The sequence below is a fragment of the Paenibacillus cremeus genome, assembly GCF_007786445.1.
Lineage (GTDB): Bacteria > Bacillota > Bacilli > Paenibacillales > NBRC-103111 > Paenibacillus_G > Paenibacillus_G cremeus.
Map to the genome: position 1 here is coordinate 1 of NZ_VNJI01000069.1, position 21,875 is coordinate 21,875.

Annotated in this window: 19 protein-coding genes and 1 pseudogene; 2 read left to right on the forward strand and 18 right to left on the reverse strand. The window is 41.4% G+C overall.

Translation table 11 applies throughout. The features are described from left to right. Positions 1-226: 226 nt before the first annotated feature. Positions 227-874, reverse strand: a complete 648-nt coding sequence (locus FPZ49_RS32095; protein WP_144854414.1) for a hypothetical protein — start codon at positions 872-874, stop codon at positions 227-229. Positions 875-1,162: 288 nt separating this feature from the next. On the opposite strand from FPZ49_RS32095, the gene FPZ49_RS32100 reads away from it, so the two are divergent. Continuing rightward, entirely contained in the window at positions 1,163-2,068 is a 906-nt protein-coding gene (locus tag FPZ49_RS32100; RefSeq protein ID WP_144854415.1) for a site-specific integrase, read from the forward strand. A 321-nt stretch (positions 2,069-2,389) separates the two neighbouring features. Here the strand turns inward: FPZ49_RS32100 and FPZ49_RS32105 are convergent, their stop codons facing one another. The 15 genes and pseudogenes from FPZ49_RS32105 to FPZ49_RS32170 all read right to left on the reverse strand — a co-directional run bounded on the left by FPZ49_RS32105 (position 2,390) and on the right by FPZ49_RS32170 (position 16,782). After that, entirely contained in the window at positions 2,390-2,887 is a 498-nt protein-coding gene (locus FPZ49_RS32105) for a hypothetical protein (RefSeq protein ID WP_144854416.1), read from the reverse strand. Positions 2,888-3,368: 481 nt separating this feature from the next. Next, a complete protein-coding gene (locus FPZ49_RS32110) occupies positions 3,369-3,692 on the reverse strand; it encodes a hypothetical protein (protein WP_144854417.1) in 324 nt (107 codons plus the stop codon). A 2-nt stretch (positions 3,693-3,694) separates the two neighbouring features. Beyond that, positions 3,695-4,159 carry a phage terminase large subunit family protein gene (locus FPZ49_RS32115; protein ID WP_261381728.1) on the reverse strand — a complete coding sequence of 155 codons (465 nt, stop codon included), beginning with the start codon at positions 4,157-4,159 and terminating at the stop codon, positions 3,695-3,697. Positions 4,160-4,183: 24 nt separating this feature from the next. After that, positions 4,184-4,324 (reverse strand): annotated as a pseudogene (locus FPZ49_RS37750) (MerR family transcriptional regulator); the annotation flags it as partial. 699 nt (positions 4,325-5,023) lie between these two features. Beyond that, positions 5,024-6,295 (reverse strand): IS110 family transposase, encoded by a 1,272-nt coding sequence (locus FPZ49_RS32120; protein ID WP_144854418.1) that lies wholly within the window; start codon positions 6,293-6,295, stop codon positions 5,024-5,026. Positions 6,296-6,562: 267 nt separating this feature from the next. After that, positions 6,563-7,861 carry an IS110 family transposase gene (locus tag FPZ49_RS32125; RefSeq protein WP_144854419.1) on the reverse strand — a complete coding sequence of 433 codons (1,299 nt, stop codon included), beginning with the start codon at positions 7,859-7,861 and terminating at the stop codon, positions 6,563-6,565. A gap of 150 nt (positions 7,862-8,011) precedes the next feature. Next, on the reverse strand, positions 8,012-8,437 hold the full coding sequence (locus FPZ49_RS32130) for a hypothetical protein (protein ID WP_186446228.1): 426 nt from the start codon (positions 8,435-8,437) through the stop codon (positions 8,012-8,014). Between the two features lie 583 nt (positions 8,438-9,020). After that, positions 9,021-9,659: a hypothetical protein gene (locus tag FPZ49_RS32135; protein WP_144854420.1), complete on the reverse strand. Its 639-nt coding sequence runs from the start codon at positions 9,657-9,659 to the stop codon at positions 9,021-9,023. A 649-nt stretch (positions 9,660-10,308) separates the two neighbouring features. Then, complete coding sequence (locus tag FPZ49_RS32140) at positions 10,309-10,809, reverse strand: hypothetical protein (RefSeq protein ID WP_144854421.1); 501 nt, start codon at positions 10,807-10,809, stop codon at positions 10,309-10,311. Positions 10,810-10,878: 69 nt separating this feature from the next. Next, entirely contained in the window at positions 10,879-12,030 is a 1,152-nt protein-coding gene (locus FPZ49_RS32145; protein WP_222429996.1) for an ATP-binding protein, read from the reverse strand. A 53-nt stretch (positions 12,031-12,083) separates the two neighbouring features. Beyond that, on the reverse strand, positions 12,084-12,689 hold the full coding sequence (locus tag FPZ49_RS32150; RefSeq protein WP_144854423.1) for a hypothetical protein: 606 nt from the start codon (positions 12,687-12,689) through the stop codon (positions 12,084-12,086). Positions 12,690-13,119: 430 nt separating this feature from the next. Then, positions 13,120-14,250: a hypothetical protein gene (locus FPZ49_RS32155; protein WP_144854424.1), complete on the reverse strand. Its 1,131-nt coding sequence runs from the start codon at positions 14,248-14,250 to the stop codon at positions 13,120-13,122. Positions 14,251-14,410: 160 nt separating this feature from the next. Beyond that, complete coding sequence (locus FPZ49_RS32160; RefSeq protein WP_144854425.1) at positions 14,411-15,562, reverse strand: hypothetical protein; 1,152 nt, start codon at positions 15,560-15,562, stop codon at positions 14,411-14,413. 25 nt (positions 15,563-15,587) lie between these two features. After that, positions 15,588-16,121 carry a GIY-YIG nuclease family protein gene (locus tag FPZ49_RS32165; RefSeq protein ID WP_144854426.1) on the reverse strand — a complete coding sequence of 178 codons (534 nt, stop codon included), beginning with the start codon at positions 16,119-16,121 and terminating at the stop codon, positions 15,588-15,590. A gap of 13 nt (positions 16,122-16,134) precedes the next feature. Further along, positions 16,135-16,782, reverse strand: coding sequence for a GNAT family N-acetyltransferase (locus FPZ49_RS32170; protein ID WP_144854427.1), 648 nt, complete (start codon positions 16,780-16,782; stop codon positions 16,135-16,137). A gap of 997 nt (positions 16,783-17,779) precedes the next feature. Here FPZ49_RS32170 and FPZ49_RS32175 point away from each other — a divergent pair. After that, positions 17,780-20,302 carry an ornithine cyclodeaminase gene (locus tag FPZ49_RS32175; protein ID WP_144854428.1) on the forward strand — a complete coding sequence of 841 codons (2,523 nt, stop codon included), beginning with the start codon at positions 17,780-17,782 and terminating at the stop codon, positions 20,300-20,302. Between the two features lie 69 nt (positions 20,303-20,371). On the opposite strand, the gene FPZ49_RS32180 is transcribed toward FPZ49_RS32175, so the two are convergent. Continuing rightward, positions 20,372-20,929: a hypothetical protein gene (locus FPZ49_RS32180; protein ID WP_144854429.1), complete on the reverse strand. Its 558-nt coding sequence runs from the start codon at positions 20,927-20,929 to the stop codon at positions 20,372-20,374. A gap of 2 nt (positions 20,930-20,931) precedes the next feature. After that, positions 20,932-21,621 carry a gamma-glutamylcyclotransferase family protein gene (locus tag FPZ49_RS32185; protein ID WP_144854430.1) on the reverse strand — a complete coding sequence of 230 codons (690 nt, stop codon included), beginning with the start codon at positions 21,619-21,621 and terminating at the stop codon, positions 20,932-20,934. Positions 21,622-21,875 lie beyond the last annotated feature (254 nt).

Genomic DNA, 21,875 nt, shown 5'->3' on the forward strand with positions numbered 1-21,875 from the left:
GGGCAGTTCGTAATTTCAGGTCGAAAATATATAGTTTTTTCAGGCACAATTCGATCTTTTGGACGCATTAGAAACCCCTGTTATTAAAGTAATGGTTACCTAATTACTTCGATAAACAGGGGGCGAAAACCTTTAGTCGTATAGTTATTCCGCTGTAGAAAAAAAAAAAGAGAGCTCCGATCGAAAAACTAGAGCCCTCCTTATCTAGTTCGGAATTTAAAATGGATTACTGTAAATAGTCGTTGATTGCATTACCGATCGTCATTGTTTTATCAATGACCTCACCAATGTAATTATCAATGACATCATCAATCCACATTGGAGCAAAAGTATTCTGTCGGAATGAAAATTCCTCCGTTTTTAATCCATTTCGTTGCTCGGTATTGGGGCCAAATTCTCCATGGTGCAAGGTTTCAATAAGCTTTCTATGTTTTATGGTATTTACAAAACCGTCGAGAAATTTATATTCTTGCGATTCAATAAGATCGTTAACCGCAGTAAGGATATTAATGTATCTTGTGTCTGCCTCTAACGCGGTTTTTATTCTTTGTAAAGAAACTTGATGTATGGCCATTAGGTTATTCAAGACCGCGCCATTAATTATTTGGCCCATGATATCAGCTATGGGATGAATCGCCTGTAAAGAGGCTATAAAATTCGATTCGGTCTCAAATTCTGGTCTCCTTGCGGCAGGAGAATTAAATCTATATTCGTTTGTTTCAAATTGGGAACGCCAGATGTTCTGGCTTACTTTACTATGATAAGTGAACCTTTCTATTATTAATTTAAGAGTATCGAGCAGTTGCTCGATTTGATCAGCTTGAACACCTCGATTATTAAGCCGTTGTCTGAATACCTCAACATTCCAGTTCATTATCTCAACCCCGTTCATTTAACTTTCCAATTACTCTATCTATCATCCCATATGCTGTGGTTAATTATACCATTTTTCCACTTCTATTTTGCACTCCTATTTTTGACCCCATCCATTTTTTACATATCGATGCTTTGATTGGTAAAATAGAAAAAGATGATTATTCTTGTTTCTAACTATTGATAACCATTATTATCGAGGTCTAGAAAGGGGTAAAGAAATGGATTTTTTTCAGAGTTACAAATTCGAAAATCAAATGAACTAGCTAACGAATTTCGAGAACTTCAATTGGAAGCGAAAGAACATCTTCTAAATTCAAAAGCAGAGAATACAAAACGAGCATATACTTCAGATTGGTCACACTTTGAAAAGTGGTGTTATTCTCATTCACTGGAATCACTTCCGGCAGACCCTCAAACCCTTGCATATTACATAACTTCACTTGGAAAAGAAAAAAAAGCCTCTACGATTAAACGAAGGATGGCAGCTATCTCTCAACGTCATAAAACGAAAGGATATCCAAGTCCTTGCAAAACACCACTGGTCAAAGGAGTTTGGGAGGGATTGCAGCGAAAGATTGGGGTTGAGGAGAAAGGAAAAGAAGCCCTCTGGCTTCATGAGTTACGTGAAGTTATTGAAGCCCTACCTAAAGACAAACTTATTGGTATTCGTAATCGTGCTTTACTGGTTATTGGCTGGGTAGGTGCTTTTCGTCGAAGTGAGTTGGTCGGAATTAACATTGAAGACATTTCGATTACACGGGACGGTATAATAATCCATTTAAATAGAAGCAAAACAGACCAAAAAGGCGAAGGCCAGGATGTTGCCCTCCCTTTTGCGAGCAACCCCTTAACGTGTCCGGTGCGAAGCTTTGAAGATTGGATTACCGCATCTCGCCTTAAAGATGGGCCGTTATTTAGAAGAATGGATCGACATGGGAATATCATGGAGAGGCTAACTCCACCAGCTGTTCGGATGGTCGTGAAGAATAGCTGTGAGGCTGTTGGGCTTGACCCGCAACGTTATAGCGCACATAGCTTACGGAGTGGATTTTGTTCGCAAGCTGCCCGTGCAGGAAAAGCCGAGCACCAGATTATGAAACAGACGAGACATAAGAGATCTGATTCGTTGCAAAGATACATCAAGAAAGCGAGTTTGTTTGATGATAATGCTGCTAGTGGAATTGGTTTATAAATTATGGACTAAAAATGAGAGAACGGTTTTTGGCTAGTTGCCTAACTTAAAAGTTTTATTTTTTAAGTCGTTAAATCCATCCCAAATAAACCCCGTTTCATTTGTATGGACCGATACAATCTTTTCTATTCCTTTGTAATTATTACTATCAGTCACGGTTTTGCATGGACAAGAGTTCATTATTTCGAACCGTGGGTATGCAAAACCACAATCCTCCGCGCGTGATGCTGAGGTTGTTTGGGGAGGCTGTCATTATAGAAGGGATTTATCTCTTTGATCAATGAAGAGCAATTATCGTCTCCGTGGTGCTGAGTATGAGCCCTAATGAAGCTTATCACTGTCTCTTGACACAAGTTTCACCATTTTATGGTCCAGTGAAAAAGGATCGTCAGAATAAGTGAACCCATTTCGCTCTGCGACTTTCTTCATTCCAGCCCAAGCTGGGTTATATTTGTATACATGAATGACCCAATTCTTGTCTGGATGCAGTGAAAGGATTTCGGGAAATGTTTCCTTAAAAGCACCATTCCCTCGATATTCACGGTAAATATTAATATCAATCTCAAGGAAATCTCCTTTTTCGATTATTATTGCGTAACCTACTTCTTCATCATTTTGATTAATAATGTATCCTTCCCTACTTTGTTCCTGATTAGAACGCACTTCAGTCAGAGAGATGATCTCTCCTTTAGAAAATGAGGATTTAAGATAATCAATCTCATCTTCTCCTATATTAAGCACTTCCGCGTTTTCGCACATTTCCTGTAGTATCCGTTCGTTAACAATAAGTGGTTCAACCTTTTTAATTGAGACTGTCATAATTAACCCTCACACCCCTTATGATCAGCAGAGAATTCTAAAGCCAATTTCTTATAATGGTTCTTTTGAACAGTTAAAATTACTACTATCCATTAAATGTTATAATAGTTCAAATAGATTTGCAAAATGTTTTCTAGAGGGTCCTATTCAAACCTACCTAGTCGAAAAACTACTTACGATTTGAAATTAAAAACCTCGTTAAAAACCTTAATATCTTTATTTGATGCAGCATTTTTCACCGATGAACGAAACTAGTTTGTAATGATTAACTATTATTTGTAAACGTTTATAAATCAATATACAAAGTTTACAAACAATCAGAGTGACTATATTTGAATAGACTTATAGGCATACTTTTATAAACACCGCTCACTAGTATACTCTTGAACAAGGGAATACTAGGCATCATGCCACCCATAAGATGAAAAGGTGTAACATCTTTGACGGTATGTCCTAGTGAGCCTTATTTTTACTTCTTCTGTTATTTCTTTGGTTTGAACTTAGCGCTGTAGGCTGTAACGACCTCATCCTTCATAAGCCATCCGAACTTTTTGAGAAATTCTAACTTCTGCTCATCTGTAGCCCATTCTTGTAATGTGTGCAGTACACCTTCAAAGCGCTCATTCTCCTTACCATTAAAGAATTTTCCTCCGGGGCCTTGTTTGAACATTGCCGGAACACCATTCTTAATCACTTTCCATACAGTAGAGCCACCGGTAGTAGTCAAATCATCTCCGACAAATCCATCTAATACTCCTGATGCTAATCTTTTTAACAAATTCTTTTCTTCACTCGTGAATGCCATAATCAATCCTCCCATTCTTCAACGATAATATCCTCTGAATCATAAGCGCCCACAGGATACTCTCGAATCCACCCTTCAATTTTAATTACAATACCGCATTCCGGACACTCATAACTATTTTCAGAATTAAAGCTATACACTATATCCGGCCCCATACCATTTTCTCTTTCATCACTACTCTGGTCATACATGTAATCTTCCAAATCGACTTCATACCCTTTACCACAGTGTGGACACCGGATATTGCGGATTAGCGATACTGAACGATAGCCATACATATCTTCGATATCGATGAATTTCTCTCCGGCAGCTTCCTTTTCAACAATAGCATTCCAGTAGCGGTCAGTTTCAAAAGTTTCAAACTCTGCATTGTAGTCAAGAAGTTCTGATAATAATGCCAACGAATTGCGTTTTCTGGCGATTTCGGCATCAATACTTTGTTTACGTGCGACAATGGCTTCTTTCAAAGACCATTCGCCATCCTGAAGCTTTCTTATGTCGCTGCATGTAAGTCCTGATTTTGTCAGCACTACAAGAAGTCTCAGATTCTCACAGTCAGTTTGAGTGTAATTTGTACTTCTGTTACCAGATGGCGGATTCTCAGGGAAGAAGATGCCTTCTCGTTTAAACAGTTAAATTCTGTCAGCATCAATACCGAGTCTTTCTTGAATTTCTTTTGGTCTCACATGCTTCGACCTCCCACTATAAAGTAATATTTTCTCCTGTTTTCTCGCTCATTCTTAGCATTTCAACTTTGACAGCTTGAGAAGTGAGATAGAGAATGTAGTAGATTACCCGATTGCTTATTCAAGCGTAGGCGGGAACAGAGCTTAGGATCATTTATTCCAAAACTTGTGGTAGTGGTTATGATCGCACAGTGGATCTCCACGTCCGCCCTTGGGCTTTACCCTCCCATGTCACGCTGGGTCCAAGCCCTTACATTCCTCCCTCAGTATAATGGAATTTTCTCACGTATGCTCGCTGATTCGCAGGATTTCACATCCTTTGTATGAGGTAAACGAAAGAATCGTAGTGTACAAAGAGTTCCCAGACAGCATTAGGGCATAGCTAAACAAAGGAACAAGATGTGTTCCCATGTTATTCCATATACTGCACACTGCTCTATGCTGGCCTTGGCGGTTCTCCCTCCCATGACTCAACGGGTCATGTGTCACCCTGTCATTCCATCGTTATACCTGTCCAAGGGATAGAGGCTGATCTGCTTCGTTGACGGGTCTGTGCCCTTAAGGAATGAGAATTCAGTACTCGGGTGCTTTCTTTTTCGAAATCCTGCGAACGAGCCAACGTACGTAATTATTTAATTTTTTTATTTATGCCGCGTTTAATGCAGTGACTACTTTCTCAGGAGTGTAGGACTGCCCCTGGCGCACAATACCCACCAAAATTCGGGCTAATTTCCCACATAGTTTAATAATCGAATGCACCTTTTTCATCTTTCTAATCTTGGTATAGTGATGGCGTAGTGCCCGAAACTCCTCATTGTTAACAACCAAGTGCAATACCGCTAAATATAGGAATTTACGCAACCCCGACCTTCCACGTTTAGTAATCTGAACCTTACCTTTATGCTTACCGGAACTGTCTTCCCCTAAGTGTAACCCTGCAAGCCTTAAAACTTGTTGCCCATGTCTATACTTGCTTAGATCACCAGTTTCTGCTAGTATACCGGCGATTGTAATTTTACCGATTCCCTTAATAGTTAATAGGCTCTGGGCTTGTGGAATTTCCTTTAAAAGGGAAATGGCCTCTTGTTCAAGATGTGCTAACTGTATTGATAATGCTTCATATTGATCTAACAAAAACAAGAGAGATCTTTTAACTTGTTCTGGGGCAACCGTTTGGGCAATAGACTGTTGCGCCTTTTCTACCAGTGCTTCAGCAAACGATATACTTGCCCTGCGTTTCATGTGTGGTTTCCATCGGGCATAGATTTCTTTTGGAGTAAGGACCTTTAGTTCAGATGGTAAAGGGAATAATCTTAACGTGACTAGCGAGGTCTTGCAGCTCCAATCTTTAAAGACAAGATGGTACTCAGGAAACCAAATGTCCAACCATCGATGAATTTGGTTCTTGATGGTAATGAATTGTTTGATGACAAACTCACGATCGCTCATTAAAACTCGTAAGGCTTGGTAGTTTCCAGTAGGCAAACGTAAAGGTGAATAATAACCGTTCTTCACCATATCAGCTATAACCAAAGCATCTTTGAAATCATTCTTGGTAGGAGAATTATCACGGTTTTCTTTGTTGCTTTTAACCTGATAAGGATTAACTACCACAACTTCAAAGCCTTGCTCTAAAAGCCACCAAGCAAGGTTGAGCCAGTAATGTCCTGTTGGTTCCATCCCGAAAATAACACTTGTTTTGCTGTGCTGTTTCTGTATGGTTTTAATCCAATTCAAAAACTTCTGAAATCCCAATGAATCATTTTTAAACGAACAGGGCCGGCCGATTTCAATACCTCGGTAGGTGACAGCACGAGCAACCTGAGTTTCCTTAGCAATATCAACACCAACAACAAGATGATTGCTGGTAATGTTCTCTATCCGTTGATTTTGGGCATCATTTTGCTTAAACTTCATAGTAGAGTTTCCTCCTAGATGGGATATTCGGGCTACTGACCCTGTGCACAATTCCATCTTACGGGGAAGCTTTTCTTTTTACAAAGCCAAAAATTAACGCTCTACAGGAATGCTTCGTTCTACCTCTCAAGGGGTGGATACCGATTCTTGCTCCTTTACGGGGTCGTTGCCCTTATGGAATGTTGTTCGTCGGCTTCTCCGGTGCTTCTGTTGTCATCGTTGTACACATGTGAATATGTCGATATCCAGGTGATTGCTTCTTCTGACTTAAGCAGCCTCTAGCTGCAGTTGACCCTGTCGAGCGGGGCCGAGCATTTCATTGGCATTGTATGACCGTCGCTTTGTCCCTAGCGTATAGAGAACACGTATGAGCTTTCCACATAGAGCGATAAGAGATTGTTTCTTCTTGAGCGGATTCTGACTTCGACTCGTGTAATACCTGTGGAGCGCTTTAAGTGACTCATTCTTGGCCACCAGCGGCATTACCGCACGGAACAGCAGTGCTCGTAAGCGGGAGCGTCCACGCTTGCTAATTCCTGTTTTTCCTTTTCGCTTGCCTGAGCTGTTCTCTTTGAGGTTTAGACCGGCCAGGCGTATGATCTGCTGACCGTGATCATAGTTGCTCAGATCTCCGACTTCCGCCAGAAACCCGGCTACCGTGATCACACCCACTCCCGGTACACTTAGCATGTGCTCTGCCCCGGGGATGTTCTCTAGGATCTGCATCACTTGCTTCATGATTCCTTCAAGCTGCTCCTTAAATAGCTCCAACTGCTCTAACAAGGTACTTAACTCCATTCGAGCCGCCACTGATCCTTCCGTCAGCCCGATGGAGGCCGTTGCAGCAGCGAGCAGTCTCTCTGCCCGCTTGATGCCTACTCCGCGCTTGACTACCGTCTTCCAGTGAGCCAAAACCTCTCGAGCTCCCTTGGCCACGATGTCCGCTGGAAGTGGGAACGCCCGCATCGTCATAAGCGATGCCTTTCCTGTCCATTCCTTGAATACACCGGCGTATTCCGGGAAGAACCGGTCAAACCAATTCCCGATACGACCTTTAACTTGGGACAGGCTTGCGGATACTTTCTCCCGAAGATTCATGAGGATACGTAGGTCTGCATACTCCTTCGTGGGCAGCTTCGGTTCGGAATACTTCCCATTTCGGATGAGATCTGCGATGACCTTGGCATCCTTGTAGTCGCTCTTCGTCTGCGAGTTGTCTTCAAGCTCTTTCGTCTTGTTAACATGATGCGGATTCACAACGACGACATGAATGCCTTGGGCTTGAAGGAACGCCGCTAGCGGAAACCAGTAATGTCCGGTAGGCTCGATGCCAAACACAATGTCTGTCTTGCCATGTGCCTGCCCGAGCTCCTTCATCCATGTTGCCAGCTTCGTTAGCCCTTGCTGATCATTATGGAACACACAATCCTTACCCAACTCGATACCTCGAAAATCTACAGCACGTGCCACATGAATCTTCTTGGCGATGTCTGCTCCAACTACTAACGTCGATTCGGTAATTCTTGTAATACGTTGATTTTGTTTCTGTTTTAGCTTATTCTTCATGATGAGTGCCTCTTTTCGTATTAGGTCTTGTTCTTGCCGGAACGTTCCCCAGTATACTAGAGGCGCTTTTTTCATTCAAAGCTCAAATTACTTCATTACAGGAATGGCTCCTTTCAAAACTAATTTTAACAAGTAGGGACTTTGTCCCCGTCAAGCACTTTTTTTCAACACTTCATATGGAATTTTAAACTTATTTTCAAGAAATCGGATTGCTGAAGACAAAGAGTTCTCTCCTCCTTTATCTTCCCATCCGCACAATTTGGCAAAATCAGTTGTACGATTAGCAAACCATTTATCAGTAATATTTCCGAGAGGTGATTCTCCAGGTTTACCAACCAAGAAAATATCAATGATGCCACACAATGCACCTGAACTCGCAGCTAATATATAGTCCAATTTATCACAATTAGGCTTTAAGGATTGAATTGACTCAATTGTTTCATCTAAATTATGTATTTCTAATTCTGCTTGATTTAGTGCTGCGACAATAGTAGATGTAAAATCATATTCACATTCCGCAACGCTCATCTCAAGCAACAATTTTATATTTTGATTTTCTCTAAATATCTCTCCCACCTATGCACACCTCATTATCACTTATTTTTTCTTATCAGATCATCATTCGCAGGCTCCGGTGCCTGACATTATCATTAGTCCAAATAGATCATTCAATAGTACAAACGATGCACCTAAGATACCACAATCTCCTAAAATCCGGCAATATCCAGACTTTCTAATACGCCGTTTGTCGTTTTACAGACACCCACTCCCACATAAAAAACGCCTCAGAGATAGTCTCTGAAGCAGGATTAGAATAGCTATTCCTCTTATTTTTCGTTTTAATACTGACTATATGGAACCATTAGGTCTTGTACAAACTTTCCATCATCGTGAACAACTACCGCGAAAGAAGAAGCTCCCCAACTTCCCTAACCACTTTGACGGGACTAGGTCAGATCCCTTGCATCGGAAATCGTTGAGCAAGTGAACAAAGTATCCAACATGCACCATACTCTGCCATTGGGATATATGTTTCCGGTCTTAACGTCATTACTTGGAGAAAATGGCGCTCCTAGGTGATACACGAAACTTGGTTCCCACTCCTCGTCTTTAGCCTCTGAAAAGACCTTAGACATATTAGTAACAACCTCATAACCTTCTATGTGATGAATCGATTGTAATTTGCCGACCACCCCTCAGGTGTTCCACCACCTACTGATACCACATACACCATATTTGAATCTTGCTTTTGCATGGTCATCAAACTCCCCAAGTAAACATTCAATTCCTGTAATAACCGCTTCTCGGCATGTGTTCCGCTTGCGTGGGCCAGCTTTGAGAACTGGTAGAAATCCTTCCAAGACAATACCTCGACCGAAAAACCATTTACTTGGTCTGGAACACGATGCTTGGCATAATCCTTGCTGCACTCACTTAAAACGATTAGTCGTTTATCAGGGCAAGGACTTTGCAGGAAGGACTTTCTGGTCGCATATTTTTGAAGCTGAGCGATGCCTGGGAGGTTCCAACCTCGCTTCGCTTCAATGATTAAATGGAACTGCTGAGTAAGCTCGATCTCAATGTCAGTGAAGCCTTTTCCTTTTTCGTACTCCTGCATCCGAATTTCTACTTCATCAACACCGCCGTTCCAATTAAGGACACTTCGGAGAAAGACCTTTAGAAATGAAGGACACTGCGTCAACCCCCAAGCCACGCTGTAGCTTATATCGTTTTCGTGCTCACCCAAGAGCTGAAATACGCTTTTCATTTCTCTACTATGTAAAAATAATTTAGTCATACCATTAACCTCAAATCGTTATGATATCAAGCGTTCAGGCACTATTTGAAACTTATCCAAGCAACCCCTCACCTGAATGTTATTTCCCCAAATATAGAACTTCCAATGCTCACCTTCTCTAGAGTTCACAATCTGAATGTCGGGAGTTATCATTTTACGAAGATCTTTGAAATCTACATAATAGCCGTTCCCATCTTCCAAACGAACTGCTAAAACTGCTATGTCTGCATCATCCAATAGCTCGACCTGTTTTTTTGTCAGGTCGAACCAACCCTTACCGATTTTATGGATCTATGAGTATGGAGTGCAAACAACAATCCGCTTTTCGCTGCTCACTCCCTGATACATAATTTGCTTTCCCTTGATCGTAGAGAGGAAAAACCCGTATTTTTGGTTCAACTTTTTAACGACGATTTTCTTGTCAGGAGCAGACATTTCAAAACCTCCACATGTGGTATTTTCCACATCATAACATACGGTTTTGTAGCCTGCAGATGATATTTGTAGGGCTAACAACATGCTGTTAGCCGAGTCACGGCTAAACGTGGTTGCACTATAAAAGAAAAAGCTGTCGAAGGGATCGACAGCCGAAGAAACATCTATAACAAAAAGAAATAGCTGCCGAATTTCTCTACAAATCGGAAGCCATCTAAATTGTGACTAACCAAATCCTATGCTTTTCCTGCAGAATTTCTTTTTCATTACGATAAATTGTCCTGAAGTAGTTAAGACGCAGGTGACCTTCTAATAGGTGATATGGTTTTCCCATATCAGGGCGGGTAGTGTTTTGAAATACAATTATCGGTGCATTCCATGTCTTGTGCTTCAACATGTACTTCTGCAACCAAGTTTTATCATGTCGTTCGTAGATTTGATAACCCAAAGAATCGATCATGTCTGGGTAATATGAATTTATATTGTTGTAAATATCATCCTTTAACCAAAGCTCTTCTTTGAAGAGCATCTTTTCAAAGCCTAGAAATGCGTAGTCATCAATATCTGAATAATGTCTGTAGATCCAATTCTCCAATGCACATTCAGGGAAATTCGGAAGTAAAGGAGCGGCGCGCTTCTTATATTCATCGAAGGGTTCTTTATCAAAAGAGCCATCACCAATTGGTTTTAGACTCTTAATAAGATCTAAGTTCATAAATTTATACTCCTTTGTCAGTATACTTTCCAAAGCAATTTTGGAGGATCTTATCCATATTAGCCCCCATCAATGGATGGATCGGAAATCAGAAAGCATTTGATTCAATACTTCGCCTGTTTTCAAGCGAGATACAATATATTCCCTATGCTTCTCTGTATCTGCCTCTATCCATGAAAATTCTCTAGCATGACTGTTAAATTTATGGATAAAGACATTCTTTTCATGTTCAACATAAGCAAGGAATGCATCCTTCTCAAAATCGCTTTCAAATAACAGAACGACTCCAAAGAAACGTCTTCGGGCGAACGATGCCTCCTGGTCGTCATCATTAAAGAGGAACTCGTTCAGTTTATAAGAAGGGCTATTCTTCGTAAAATACTTTAGAGAATAATCGGGATCTATCCTATGTTTTCCAAAGAACAGGAACCCCCAATCAGGGGTAGGAGTGCAATATCGCGCCCCATCAAGAAGAGCTACTACACCACTATAAAGCTGAGTTCCAAAATATTTTATACTAATATTTCGATATGTAGTCGACGAGTCCGTCAATGTGTACGCATAGAACTCAGATCTACCTCTTGCCTCGTCATCATCATCACTTATTGTGATTGTGAACTCAGGATTATAGACATTGTAATATGTATCATCATCACGTTTCCATTCACTCTTGTTCGCAAGACGCTTCATAACCTGTTCAAAGGGGGATCGGGTTAATAAGAAACGCTTCTTCCATAGATACTCTACGTTGTTGATATCGGCACTCTTATTAATATCGGTATTGGTGTCGCCTACCCGAGTATAGATGAAATTGGCACGAACCCTTCTGCCTTGATCTTGATAATCCTCGGTTAAATAATACGGAGTGTCTGTGCTGTTCTTAATGATCAACACGTCAATCTCCTGACCGGAAATCATTAAGCTACGCAATTCAACTTTAGGGCGGATACCTGACACAAACTTCTTATCCTTTAAAAAATCAATCATCTGTTGCTGAGTCTTTCGGCTTTCATCATTTCTAACTCCGACAACCTCGTAAGTCCTGTCTACAATTCCAAATATAATATAGGCATCCCTATCTACACGATTATTCGCCATACAAATAATGTCGTGTAAAAGATCAGCCGAATTGGTATGATACTTCACTTTGAAGTCCCAATAATCATCTTCACGTTTAGAATCAATTAGCATTAATACTTCGTCCCTGAGTTCCAAGCTCATTAACCCACCTTTCATATGGTTGTCATTGAAATATCTATTTCTTTGTCGAATCATTATTTGATAAATACAATATGTACCTTATCTAATAACAAGGGCTCACCTTCGTTGTAAATAGCAACCCTGTCCTTCAGATTAGCCGAAAGGTTCTTTATTAGGTGCTGCGCGGCGAGTAACGTATGGTCACCAAAATCATAGATCACCAAAAACTTATACGCTGCCGCGGGATCTATCGACTTAACTTTAGACTTGCCTTCAAGTAAGCCCTTAATATCCTTAAGCAGACCATCCTTCTGAGCAGAGCCAAACTTGTAACCATTATTGATCGGCTTGTTACACTTAATCTCAGCTACAACATTAACGTTACCTGTGACAACTAGATCATAACCATTATCGCTTGGCTTAGTGTTTAGAACTTGATCCAAATAAACCTGATAATACTCTTTGACATAAGGAAAACGATCACTAATCCATTCAGTAAAGCGGATCGTTGTTCTGAAAGTAATTATATTGTGAATGTCTCTAAGTGTGGTTTTTATATCTTCGAAGTCTTCGACTGACAGCTTGGAATAGTAATCTTCTGAACTTCCAGTTATTTTGTCAGAAATAAATTGATTGAAGCGATTTCGCAATTCGATTTCGCGATTGTAAGGTTGGCTCATATTACCCCCTGAGGACAATTATAAGGTTCATTATACTTAACTGGAATCATTTGTATAGAGAAGGCAATGTTGTGATTTACTGTTGTGTATGGAGTTTGTGAGTCGATGATTGTGTTTAGAATATTGCCTTCAAACTGCCTTACGTCAGTAACATATCCATTGCTAAAGAAAAAGCTACCGATTTTCGCGGCAGCTGCAGAATGGTGGTTTACGTTATCTATTCTGTCCCTCGTTCATCTTAGCAATCTTATCGGTCAGGTCTTCAAGACCATCTCGTCCTCCACGATTCAACTCGCGGCTCAACGTATCCAAATCATTCCTTCTCAACGCGATCTCCTTATCGACTACCTTGTTGAGGAAAGCGACCACGAATCGACAAGAACCCCATTCAGTGAAAATAAAAATGAGGCTACCCATCTAGGATAGCCGCTTAACTTTTAGCGGCAAGCCTCGCTAAGAGCAGGAGCTGCAGGTCGAGCTTGTCTGTTTGCCGACTAACGTAGGGCGGTAGAACCCCTTCACTGATAAGGCGTTTGATGTGATAGTCGACCCGTTCAGCCCTGAAATACGGATTGTTCAGATACTCGAACACTTTCTCCAGATCGTAGTGTAGCCCTTTGAACTTAGGGGATCTCGAATGTAGAAGGTGTCCATGCTCCATACCATCTTCACCGAAGGACATGCTTTGGAACGCTTCGTAAAGCTCATAGACCAACTGATGCAAGGAGTCCAAGTACTTAGCTACTTCTTGACGTTCTTGCTCGGGGAAGTCCTGCGGAGCCGTAAACAGCTCGATCAGCGTCTGGATATCATGATGATACCCCTCACCGTCACCAATCCGAATACTGTTTTCCTTCAAGAGTACTTGGAGCTGCTCGATAACATCGGAGCTACGCCCAATCTCCCGCTGCCGCTGCTCCTCCACAAAGATACCGTTCTTTTTCTCAATTACACTTACCACGTTCGATAAGAGGGAGTATCGCTTAACTACATACTCATGAATTTTGGCAAGACTCATTGAGAAAGGGATGGCAGTATCGCCCGGTTTGTTGCTGTAGAGATAAACTGTATAGTCTCCGCTCCCCCCTGTATCACTAGACCAAGAAGCGAAGTACTTTTCATCACTTTCAGCATCGTCTTTAGCGTTGTTTTTGACCCCATCGGCGCTATCGAGGTTTACCGAATGAGCTCCAAAACAAGCACGAATTTGCTTGAAGAACGTATCGTCCGAGACAGAGCGATTGAAAACCGAGCGATCCTTCCTTAAAGGGTACTTCACACCAAAGACACGATGGAGCTGCTCAATGGATTGAAAGACCAGATCGTAGGTTATAATCAGCTGCAAGACATTCAATGATCTGGCATCATCATTAGGATGATCGATCTGAATGTAAGGCAATCCATTCACACTGACATGAAGCCAGTCCTTTGTGGAGCAGATGATACTCCAAAAGTTCTTACCGTTGTAGTCCTTATATGTGTTAATCAAGAAGTCGTCATGATCGTTTACTGCTTGTTTGAACTCATCAAGCAGGACGCTATCGAGAATGTATGGGTTCATACTTTACCCCCGTTCGACAATGGATATATCAATTCTAGCTTAAATATCCTTTTTGAACCACCTTCTGACTGGGTGAACAGGTGTTGCAAATAAAATTCCCCATGTGCCGACAAATAGCACATGGGGCTTCAAATCCCTGTTATATGTTACTGTTTCATCACTAATTGAGATGACCAATTACCGTTTCATACATAGAGATTATCTTATCAATCATAACGTCATATATTACTTCGTTATCTCTGCAGTTCTCATTCAATCCGATACGCTTACAAACAGAGATTAACTTTTCTTCTCGGCTCTCAGCAGAGGTTAAGTGAGCATAAACGATTCGCAAATCATATAAAACAAACAGCGGGAGCAAGAGCTGATCTACCGTTTCTTCAGATAGCTGTAGGAATTGAATAAGCCAACAGCGAAGAAGCTTCATCCCCCTTAACTCAGCTAGATCCTTCTTTTCCAAATTGGAGTTCTGCACGATAAAGGCTTTGATTTCCTTTACGTTCAGCGATTCAACAAGAATCTTATTGATATCCTCGTATGTATCACCAACCTCTTTGTCAGTGAATAGTATAGGCTTACTTATCCGTTTAGTGATAACCTCAGCTTCCTCATCTAACATGAACAAGTTTAAGCCATGCGCCTGCGAAATCAGTTGAGACAATACTTTTCGTAGTGACTTAACCCGATTGATTTTTGAAGGTTCTGCCCAAACACCTTCAAATTGACCCTCATAAAATTCGGAACCAACATCGTGATCAGAGGGAATATTTTTAGATCTTAAGTAATACTGCTCCTCTTCGGGCAAATTTACGATGTCTGTTAACCACATTATTACTTTACCATTTCTATTGATTCCGAAAGGAATACCAAATTCCTCTGACGTTATCTGCCCATATGTTTCGGCGCCAAGATGTACTGTGTAGCGTGGATTGTGCATGTAGTTAATTAATACGTCAAGTGAGAAGAATACCGGCGAGAAATCTCCAAGTTTCCCAAGACTCAATGCCGGGATAAAAAAGCTGTCGGATTTTGATATTCTAAATTCCACACATCCTTTTGGATATTTTAACTTCTCGAAGGGTTCATCACTATGACCCTTAAGCTGAAACACTCTCCGACCCAAATCTTTATTGTCTGAGATGAATTTTTGAATCTGTTTAGAAGTAAGATCGGGTAAATCAATATTTCCACATGTAGGACAAGTAAGAATCGGTAACAAGTCAAAAGCTATCACTATCTCGTCTTGTTCATAAACATATCGCTCAAAATTAAGTACTTTCCAGTCGCCACAATTACACCGTAACTTTACCACCTTACACCTCCCCAAATTATCTAAATCAATGGGTCTCAAATGAGTTGAACTTATCCGTATTCAGTTCCATTGCAAAGTAAACTTCAGATAAATAAAGTGAAACATCACAGTTTATCTCAATAAACTTAACCTTCATATCTAATAGTCGCGCTCTTACAGTCGAATTAAATAATTCGTAAAATTCCTTACTATTCATCCGTTCCTCCCTTGTTCCAACAGGAATGGTTATATTATTCTGCTTAGCGTGTTCTAGGGTAAGTAGATATGCAAAGCTTGACTCACTCTGTTTTTCACACTTAACATGTTGACGTAATCTTTTCAAAACATTCTTCGATATTCCTACGTAAATCGCTTTATCATTTTCATAGAACACATACAACCCTTTGAAATCAGACTCAAAAGGTAATTTTAATTGTTTAATGATAGATGCTACACCTTTAAACTTAACCCCAAAATGACTAACTAAATATGTCGGACTCTGTAGTAGCTCTTTGAACTTTTTCGGTGCTACTTTATTAACAATTTCATTATAAGTGTACGTGGTATTATTGATCGACATATAAACCCCCTAATTAGTTGGCGAATGATTCAAACTCTTCCCGAGTAGCCCCAAGCTCCTCATTCAACCAAAGGATCTTTCCAGATCCCTCTTTTAGCTCTACATCAAAGCCAAATTTCCGGTAGAAATGCGCTGACCGATCAATGTGATCCCAGTCGACGCGAGAAATCCAACCGTCGATAAACTTGATTTCCAACTGGCGAGCGAGCTTTAAGATCTCGTTCATGGCAATGGAGCCGTATCCGCGATTTACATGAGCACCCTCGATACGAATGTCTGCTATCTGAATGTGTTGATCCTCTTGAAATACGTGTAAGTAGATATTGGGGTCAGGGAGCTTTACGCACTTATTTGTAATGATTCGAATACGCAAATTGATATTGATATCGTCTCGATCATCACCATAATTCAGGCGATATACGATTACTCGTTCGTTATGCTTATTAGTCACGACATTGAGAATGCGGTGACCTTCGCCTTCGATCTGAGAGGATTGATACTTAACCTCGTATTCTATGTCGCCTTTCTGCTTCAAAGGGATTGGCTTATAATTACGTATTAGCTTCAGTTCATCAAGAGAATCACTGCTGCCAAATAGACCTTTCAAAACGTCCATAATCTTTAACTTCTCCTCGTCAATCGATCGATCTTCATCTTTCAATGCAGGAACCCCCTTATTGCCCTAAGCCACATCTATACTCCATTATTCAACAGATTACCTCCTAATACCTTCCATTAAATCGACGGAATTCAACATAAAGAGAGACAGCGCATTAGTGCTGTCTCTCCTATCAACACATTCAACTGAATCATTTTCTGGTTTGGTGAACGGGTGTTGCAAATAAAATGCCCCATGTGCTACGCGGAAGCACATGGGGCTAACTTGATTTCGGGGAATGAGCCTAAATGTGAAGTAATACCAACTAGAGGTTCATGATACACTCCTTCAATCTTCTCATCGGTATGACCTTTTGCTTCTCTAATTTCTAACTGATTCATGTTTAATGGTTGAATATTATTGAATATTACTATAGTCCATTGCTGTGAGTAATTCTTTAGAAAAACCCGTGGCTGCAATATAAACCTTAATAATTTTAACCCCTTTATTCATCAAAATTGAATAATATTCAAGTACCTGCGAGATATTTGGAAAATCAGCATAATGTCTTTTGAACTCAACTAAATGGAGAATGCAGATTACATTCTCGCTCTCTCTCTGTATCACAACTATGCTTTAGTTTCATTTCATATAAATAGGATACTTGAATATGAAAAAATAAATATATCCATTGTCTCAAAAAACTTCATAGAATCTCTATTTTATGAAGTAAGCATAAGAAGACACGAAATGCGATCTTTTATAAAGGTCTTTTTTGTTCGGTGACACAAACATATGCGCTTTCAGAGTGTGGAGAATACGTGCATCATATGGAACGAGTTGGGTGATTCTGCCTCCATCTCTATTTCTGTACGCCTTTTAGTAACTCAACCTAGTAGATCCTGACTCTCTCATTCCGATCGCCAATTTAAGGGGATGAAATCCTGTGAATACATGAACTTGCGTGCTGCTGCATGGGATAGAGAACCAAATATATCTTATTTCATAAAATCCAATGAGTGGTAAAATAGTAGAAAAGAAGTTTCAAGGAGATGTAAAGATGGGTTTTCTCGATACGATTAAAAAAATGTTATCTCCTTCTCCCGCTTCATCAAATGATAAACAATTGGCGGTGCCCTCTGCCCCCGCTCCTAATCCTGTCATCAAGAGAAGCGAATATCATACGTCGATTAAAAAACCGCTTTTCAAACAAGGCCAATCCTTCTCAATCCAGGTAGAGATTGAGGAAACGTGGGATTTATTTTTCTCGGCCAAGAAAACGGACGGTCGGTACATTGGCTTTGAGAGCCGTTCAAGAAAGAAATTTCGCCTTTACTATAATGACGACTCCCTAATCGTCGTAGGTGCAGCCAAAACGCTTGAAGTCATTGGTAAGGAGCAAATCAATAGATATTTATATCAGGACACCCCCCTTGAGAATATGGGGGTTATCGAGGCGAATGAAAGAGGAGCAATTTGGGGGGACAAAGAACATATCGGGTTTATGGATTTTGAATCGGCGACAGGATATGTTTATGAATTCCAGTGGCAGCCGTTCCGAGCTGCCATGGGTAACGGGTTCTGGTTAGTCGGCACAAGAGAAACATACAACGGCCCCGGCGAGATTTATTGTTTCTCGATGGATGGCAGCCTTTTATGGGGAATTAGATTCCTGGAGAAGGTGGATACCATGTTCGGCACCATCGAAGCGACTGCATACCACCTTGACGTATCGAAAGACTCTACAGACATTCTTGTATCCAGCATGGATCGCCTGTACCGTTTCAATACCGATGGGACATTATCAGCTCGTATCGCAATTTCGGAGTTAAAGGAAGCGGAGCTTCAGGAGAAGGAATTAGCAAGAGCCCGGAAAAATGCACTTCCGCCGCGCACACAAGAAGAAGTCATTCATCAACTTGCGGAGGAGATGGCCGAACAGTTTATCAGCGGCTTTAGACGATTATCGTTCAACTCCCCTTTCACAGGCTTTGCTCATGACCCTTCTACCGATATGCTGTTTATTCTCGAGTCCGAAGGCAGATTAACGGGTTGGGACCGGCATGGAAAATTGGTGTGGATCAATACCTTTAAGGAAAACGGACGGTATATCCATTGGCTTGATGATAAGCTGGTCGTCTCCTTCCAATCAGGACATACCTTCTGGCTTGACCGTGACGGTAAGTTTTTCTTTGGTGCCAAACTACCTGAGGAAGCTTGGACGATCGACATCATCCCGGGGCAGGAGAAATACCTTGTGGTCTGTCAGGACAACCGCCTCTATGAGTTGGATAAGACCACCGGATCCTTAGTTGCTGGAACCGAGGGGCATCCTGGAATGCGGTTGTTCAAATTGGCCGGCCACAACGTGTTTTACGATGGAACGCAATCCGCTATGGGCTACTTTTGGCTTGCACCTGAAGTTCATGATTGGACTATATACGAGGCACAGCATGTCACGAATACAGCTAAAGGAACGGAAAATCAAATCATAGCACCCGAAATAAAAGCGACCAAGCCCTTCCGTAAAAAATGGAATTACACGGACCCGAAGGGCAGATATCTTTCAAATCGGATCATTGATGTTGAAAGCAAAAAGATGTACTTTGTACAAATGGCGGAGCGGGATTTGGATTCCAACCCAATTGGAAGTGGATATAAGACCCATTACAACCTCGTTTGTTACGATTTCGATGTGCAAAAGCAATGGAGCATCCGGTTTAAAGAGCACATTTTCACTGTAGCACTTTCCCCTGACGGTAACGCGATCTTTGTTGGCGATGCTTTGAAAGATGCACTCGCTTATGCGCCAGGTCACCTAGTGATGCTGAACAAACAGGGCAAAAAAATCGGAAAGATCGAGATACCGGCTATTCGCTTTTATATTGATAAGGTTAACTCGGATGAAGCCATTATCTCCTTTACCATGGAAGCGGAAACCGAATCGTACCGCCTTTATAAAAACGAGGGTACCTGGGCGATTGGTGAGCTGGCCGTTCAAGACGAAGAAAACGAATTCGGGGCCGGGCTTCGAGAAGTGCATTTAGATCAATACCAGCTAAAGCGGGCGGATAAGAAAAAGTACGAGTTTAAGCATGAGGATCATTCTGCTGAACTAAAGGTATCCGCAGCGATTTATGAGGCGTTCGAAACTCCCTCGATGGAGCTCTTGATTAGATTGGGGAACAAGACCATTCAATTGTTGAACGACAAGGCAGAAAAGGTTTGGGAGATCAAAACGAAGGGCAACATCTCTTCTATCACAAAGGGAAACGAAGGTTTCCTTGTTCTTACCAAAGAAGAAGCTCTTTATTACGATTTTTCCGGCCAAGTAAAATGGCGCTTGAGTCCTCCTCCAAGCTCCTACCAAAACAACGCATATTGGTTGGAATGCCAAGGTGTTTTCCTTTGGTTCGTGGGAAATCAGAATAGCTGTATAATTGCTACAATAAGTGAAGAAGGCAATATCATAAATAGTCAGCAGTTTGATAAAATGAGTCTTCATGACGGTATCCAGATAAATGAAAAAGAAGGATACTTCATTATTCACTTTTCCGAAAGCATTACTTGCTTACAAATATAATAAAAGATAAAACCCGTTCCCAAGTGAATATTGAAGCGGGTTTTATCTTGTTCCAACCGGATTACGGCATTAGCTTTCATCTGATGGCGAATAGCCTTTATTCTTTTCCAGCACTCCCCTGATCTCCATATTCGAGGACCAAGGATTCCAGTACCGGTTAAAGCACGGTGAACACACTTCCAGCTCCATCTGATATTGTTGCAGAATACCGAGTTCACGAAACAGGCTTGAGCCCTCAAAAAGGGTGAGCACCATTTTCGCTCTAACCAATATTTCTCGGCACTCTTCGTGAAGCTTTTTAAGGTTTTCAGTTGAAATTGTATGATTATTGATACAATCTACCTCTTCTACCGGCTGAAGAAAAACCTCCTTCGCCATGGCGAGTAGTTTTTCATTTCGCCAAACATGAAGGCCTAATAACAGTAGACCGTCCTCGAGAATCGAATCAGGATGAGGAATCCACCCTCGCGCCTGTTCAGTAGTATGAGCACCATACGGGTCAACGGAGCAAAGCAGCCACCTGGCAACACTATTTTCCGACAGATAAAGGGTATGGTGGAGATTGATGATACCACCGTCATAAGTGTGGCTTTGCCCGACAAGGACCTGCGCTGTAAAGGTCGCCATGCTTATCTGCCCCCCTTCATCGCAGGAACAGGAGAAATCGACTGAACATGCGCTATAAGCGAATTAACATAGCCAGGTGTAAGGATGTCGGCCCCGTCTAGTATGGTTTCCATGTAATCTGGATGAGGCGGATACTCCTCACTCCGTTTATTGATAACCTCGTAAGTAAAGGCTGCAATCGGGATTTGATCCCGATATACGGTTATCGGAATACGGCGATAAATCGGGCGGTCGAGATCAGCTCCTTCCCGCGCGTCAACGGAAGGCACTTGATCAATGGGTATCCGATAAAGTACGCCTTCTGCTTGCTGCCCTTTTGCTGGCAGTAGATCAGCTACGCCCCCACCCCATTTTATTTTGGAGTAATGCGTGAATCCAACACGGTAATCAGGAATGGATACCGCACCGATAAGGTCAAAGGTCGAAACCGTTTCGCTGAATGAGGCACGGCTCATGCAGCTGCCGTATGCCAAGTAGAGGCAGGTCAGTGGTTCGTTCCTAAGCGGCCAAAAACCATCCGGAATAAGCTCACTCGTATAGGAGAGCTGTTCCTTACGGGTCTCCGGCATCACATACGTATAACAGGAAATCACTTCTTTGCTAGCTATTCGATTTCCATCTACCGCGGCAGGATAAATCCTTGATTTATAAGGGTTTTCTTCATTTTTATATGGCCTCTTATTGGTTGCCACCTTGATCTAAGTGACAGCTTTCGTCCCCAACCGCTATTTCCGTTATTTTCCCCAAGCTGCCTTGTAAGTATTATCGAATGAGCAATTGCGAATAATATGTAGCCATTTATCTAAAAACATCATTTGCATCTATACCTCTATCACATAAGTTAGACTTGTTCATAGTTAAATTATACCATGACCTTCGAATCAAATGGATGGAGGGAAATTACAATTTTTGTAGAACAGTATTACTAGAACATTTAATCAAGGAG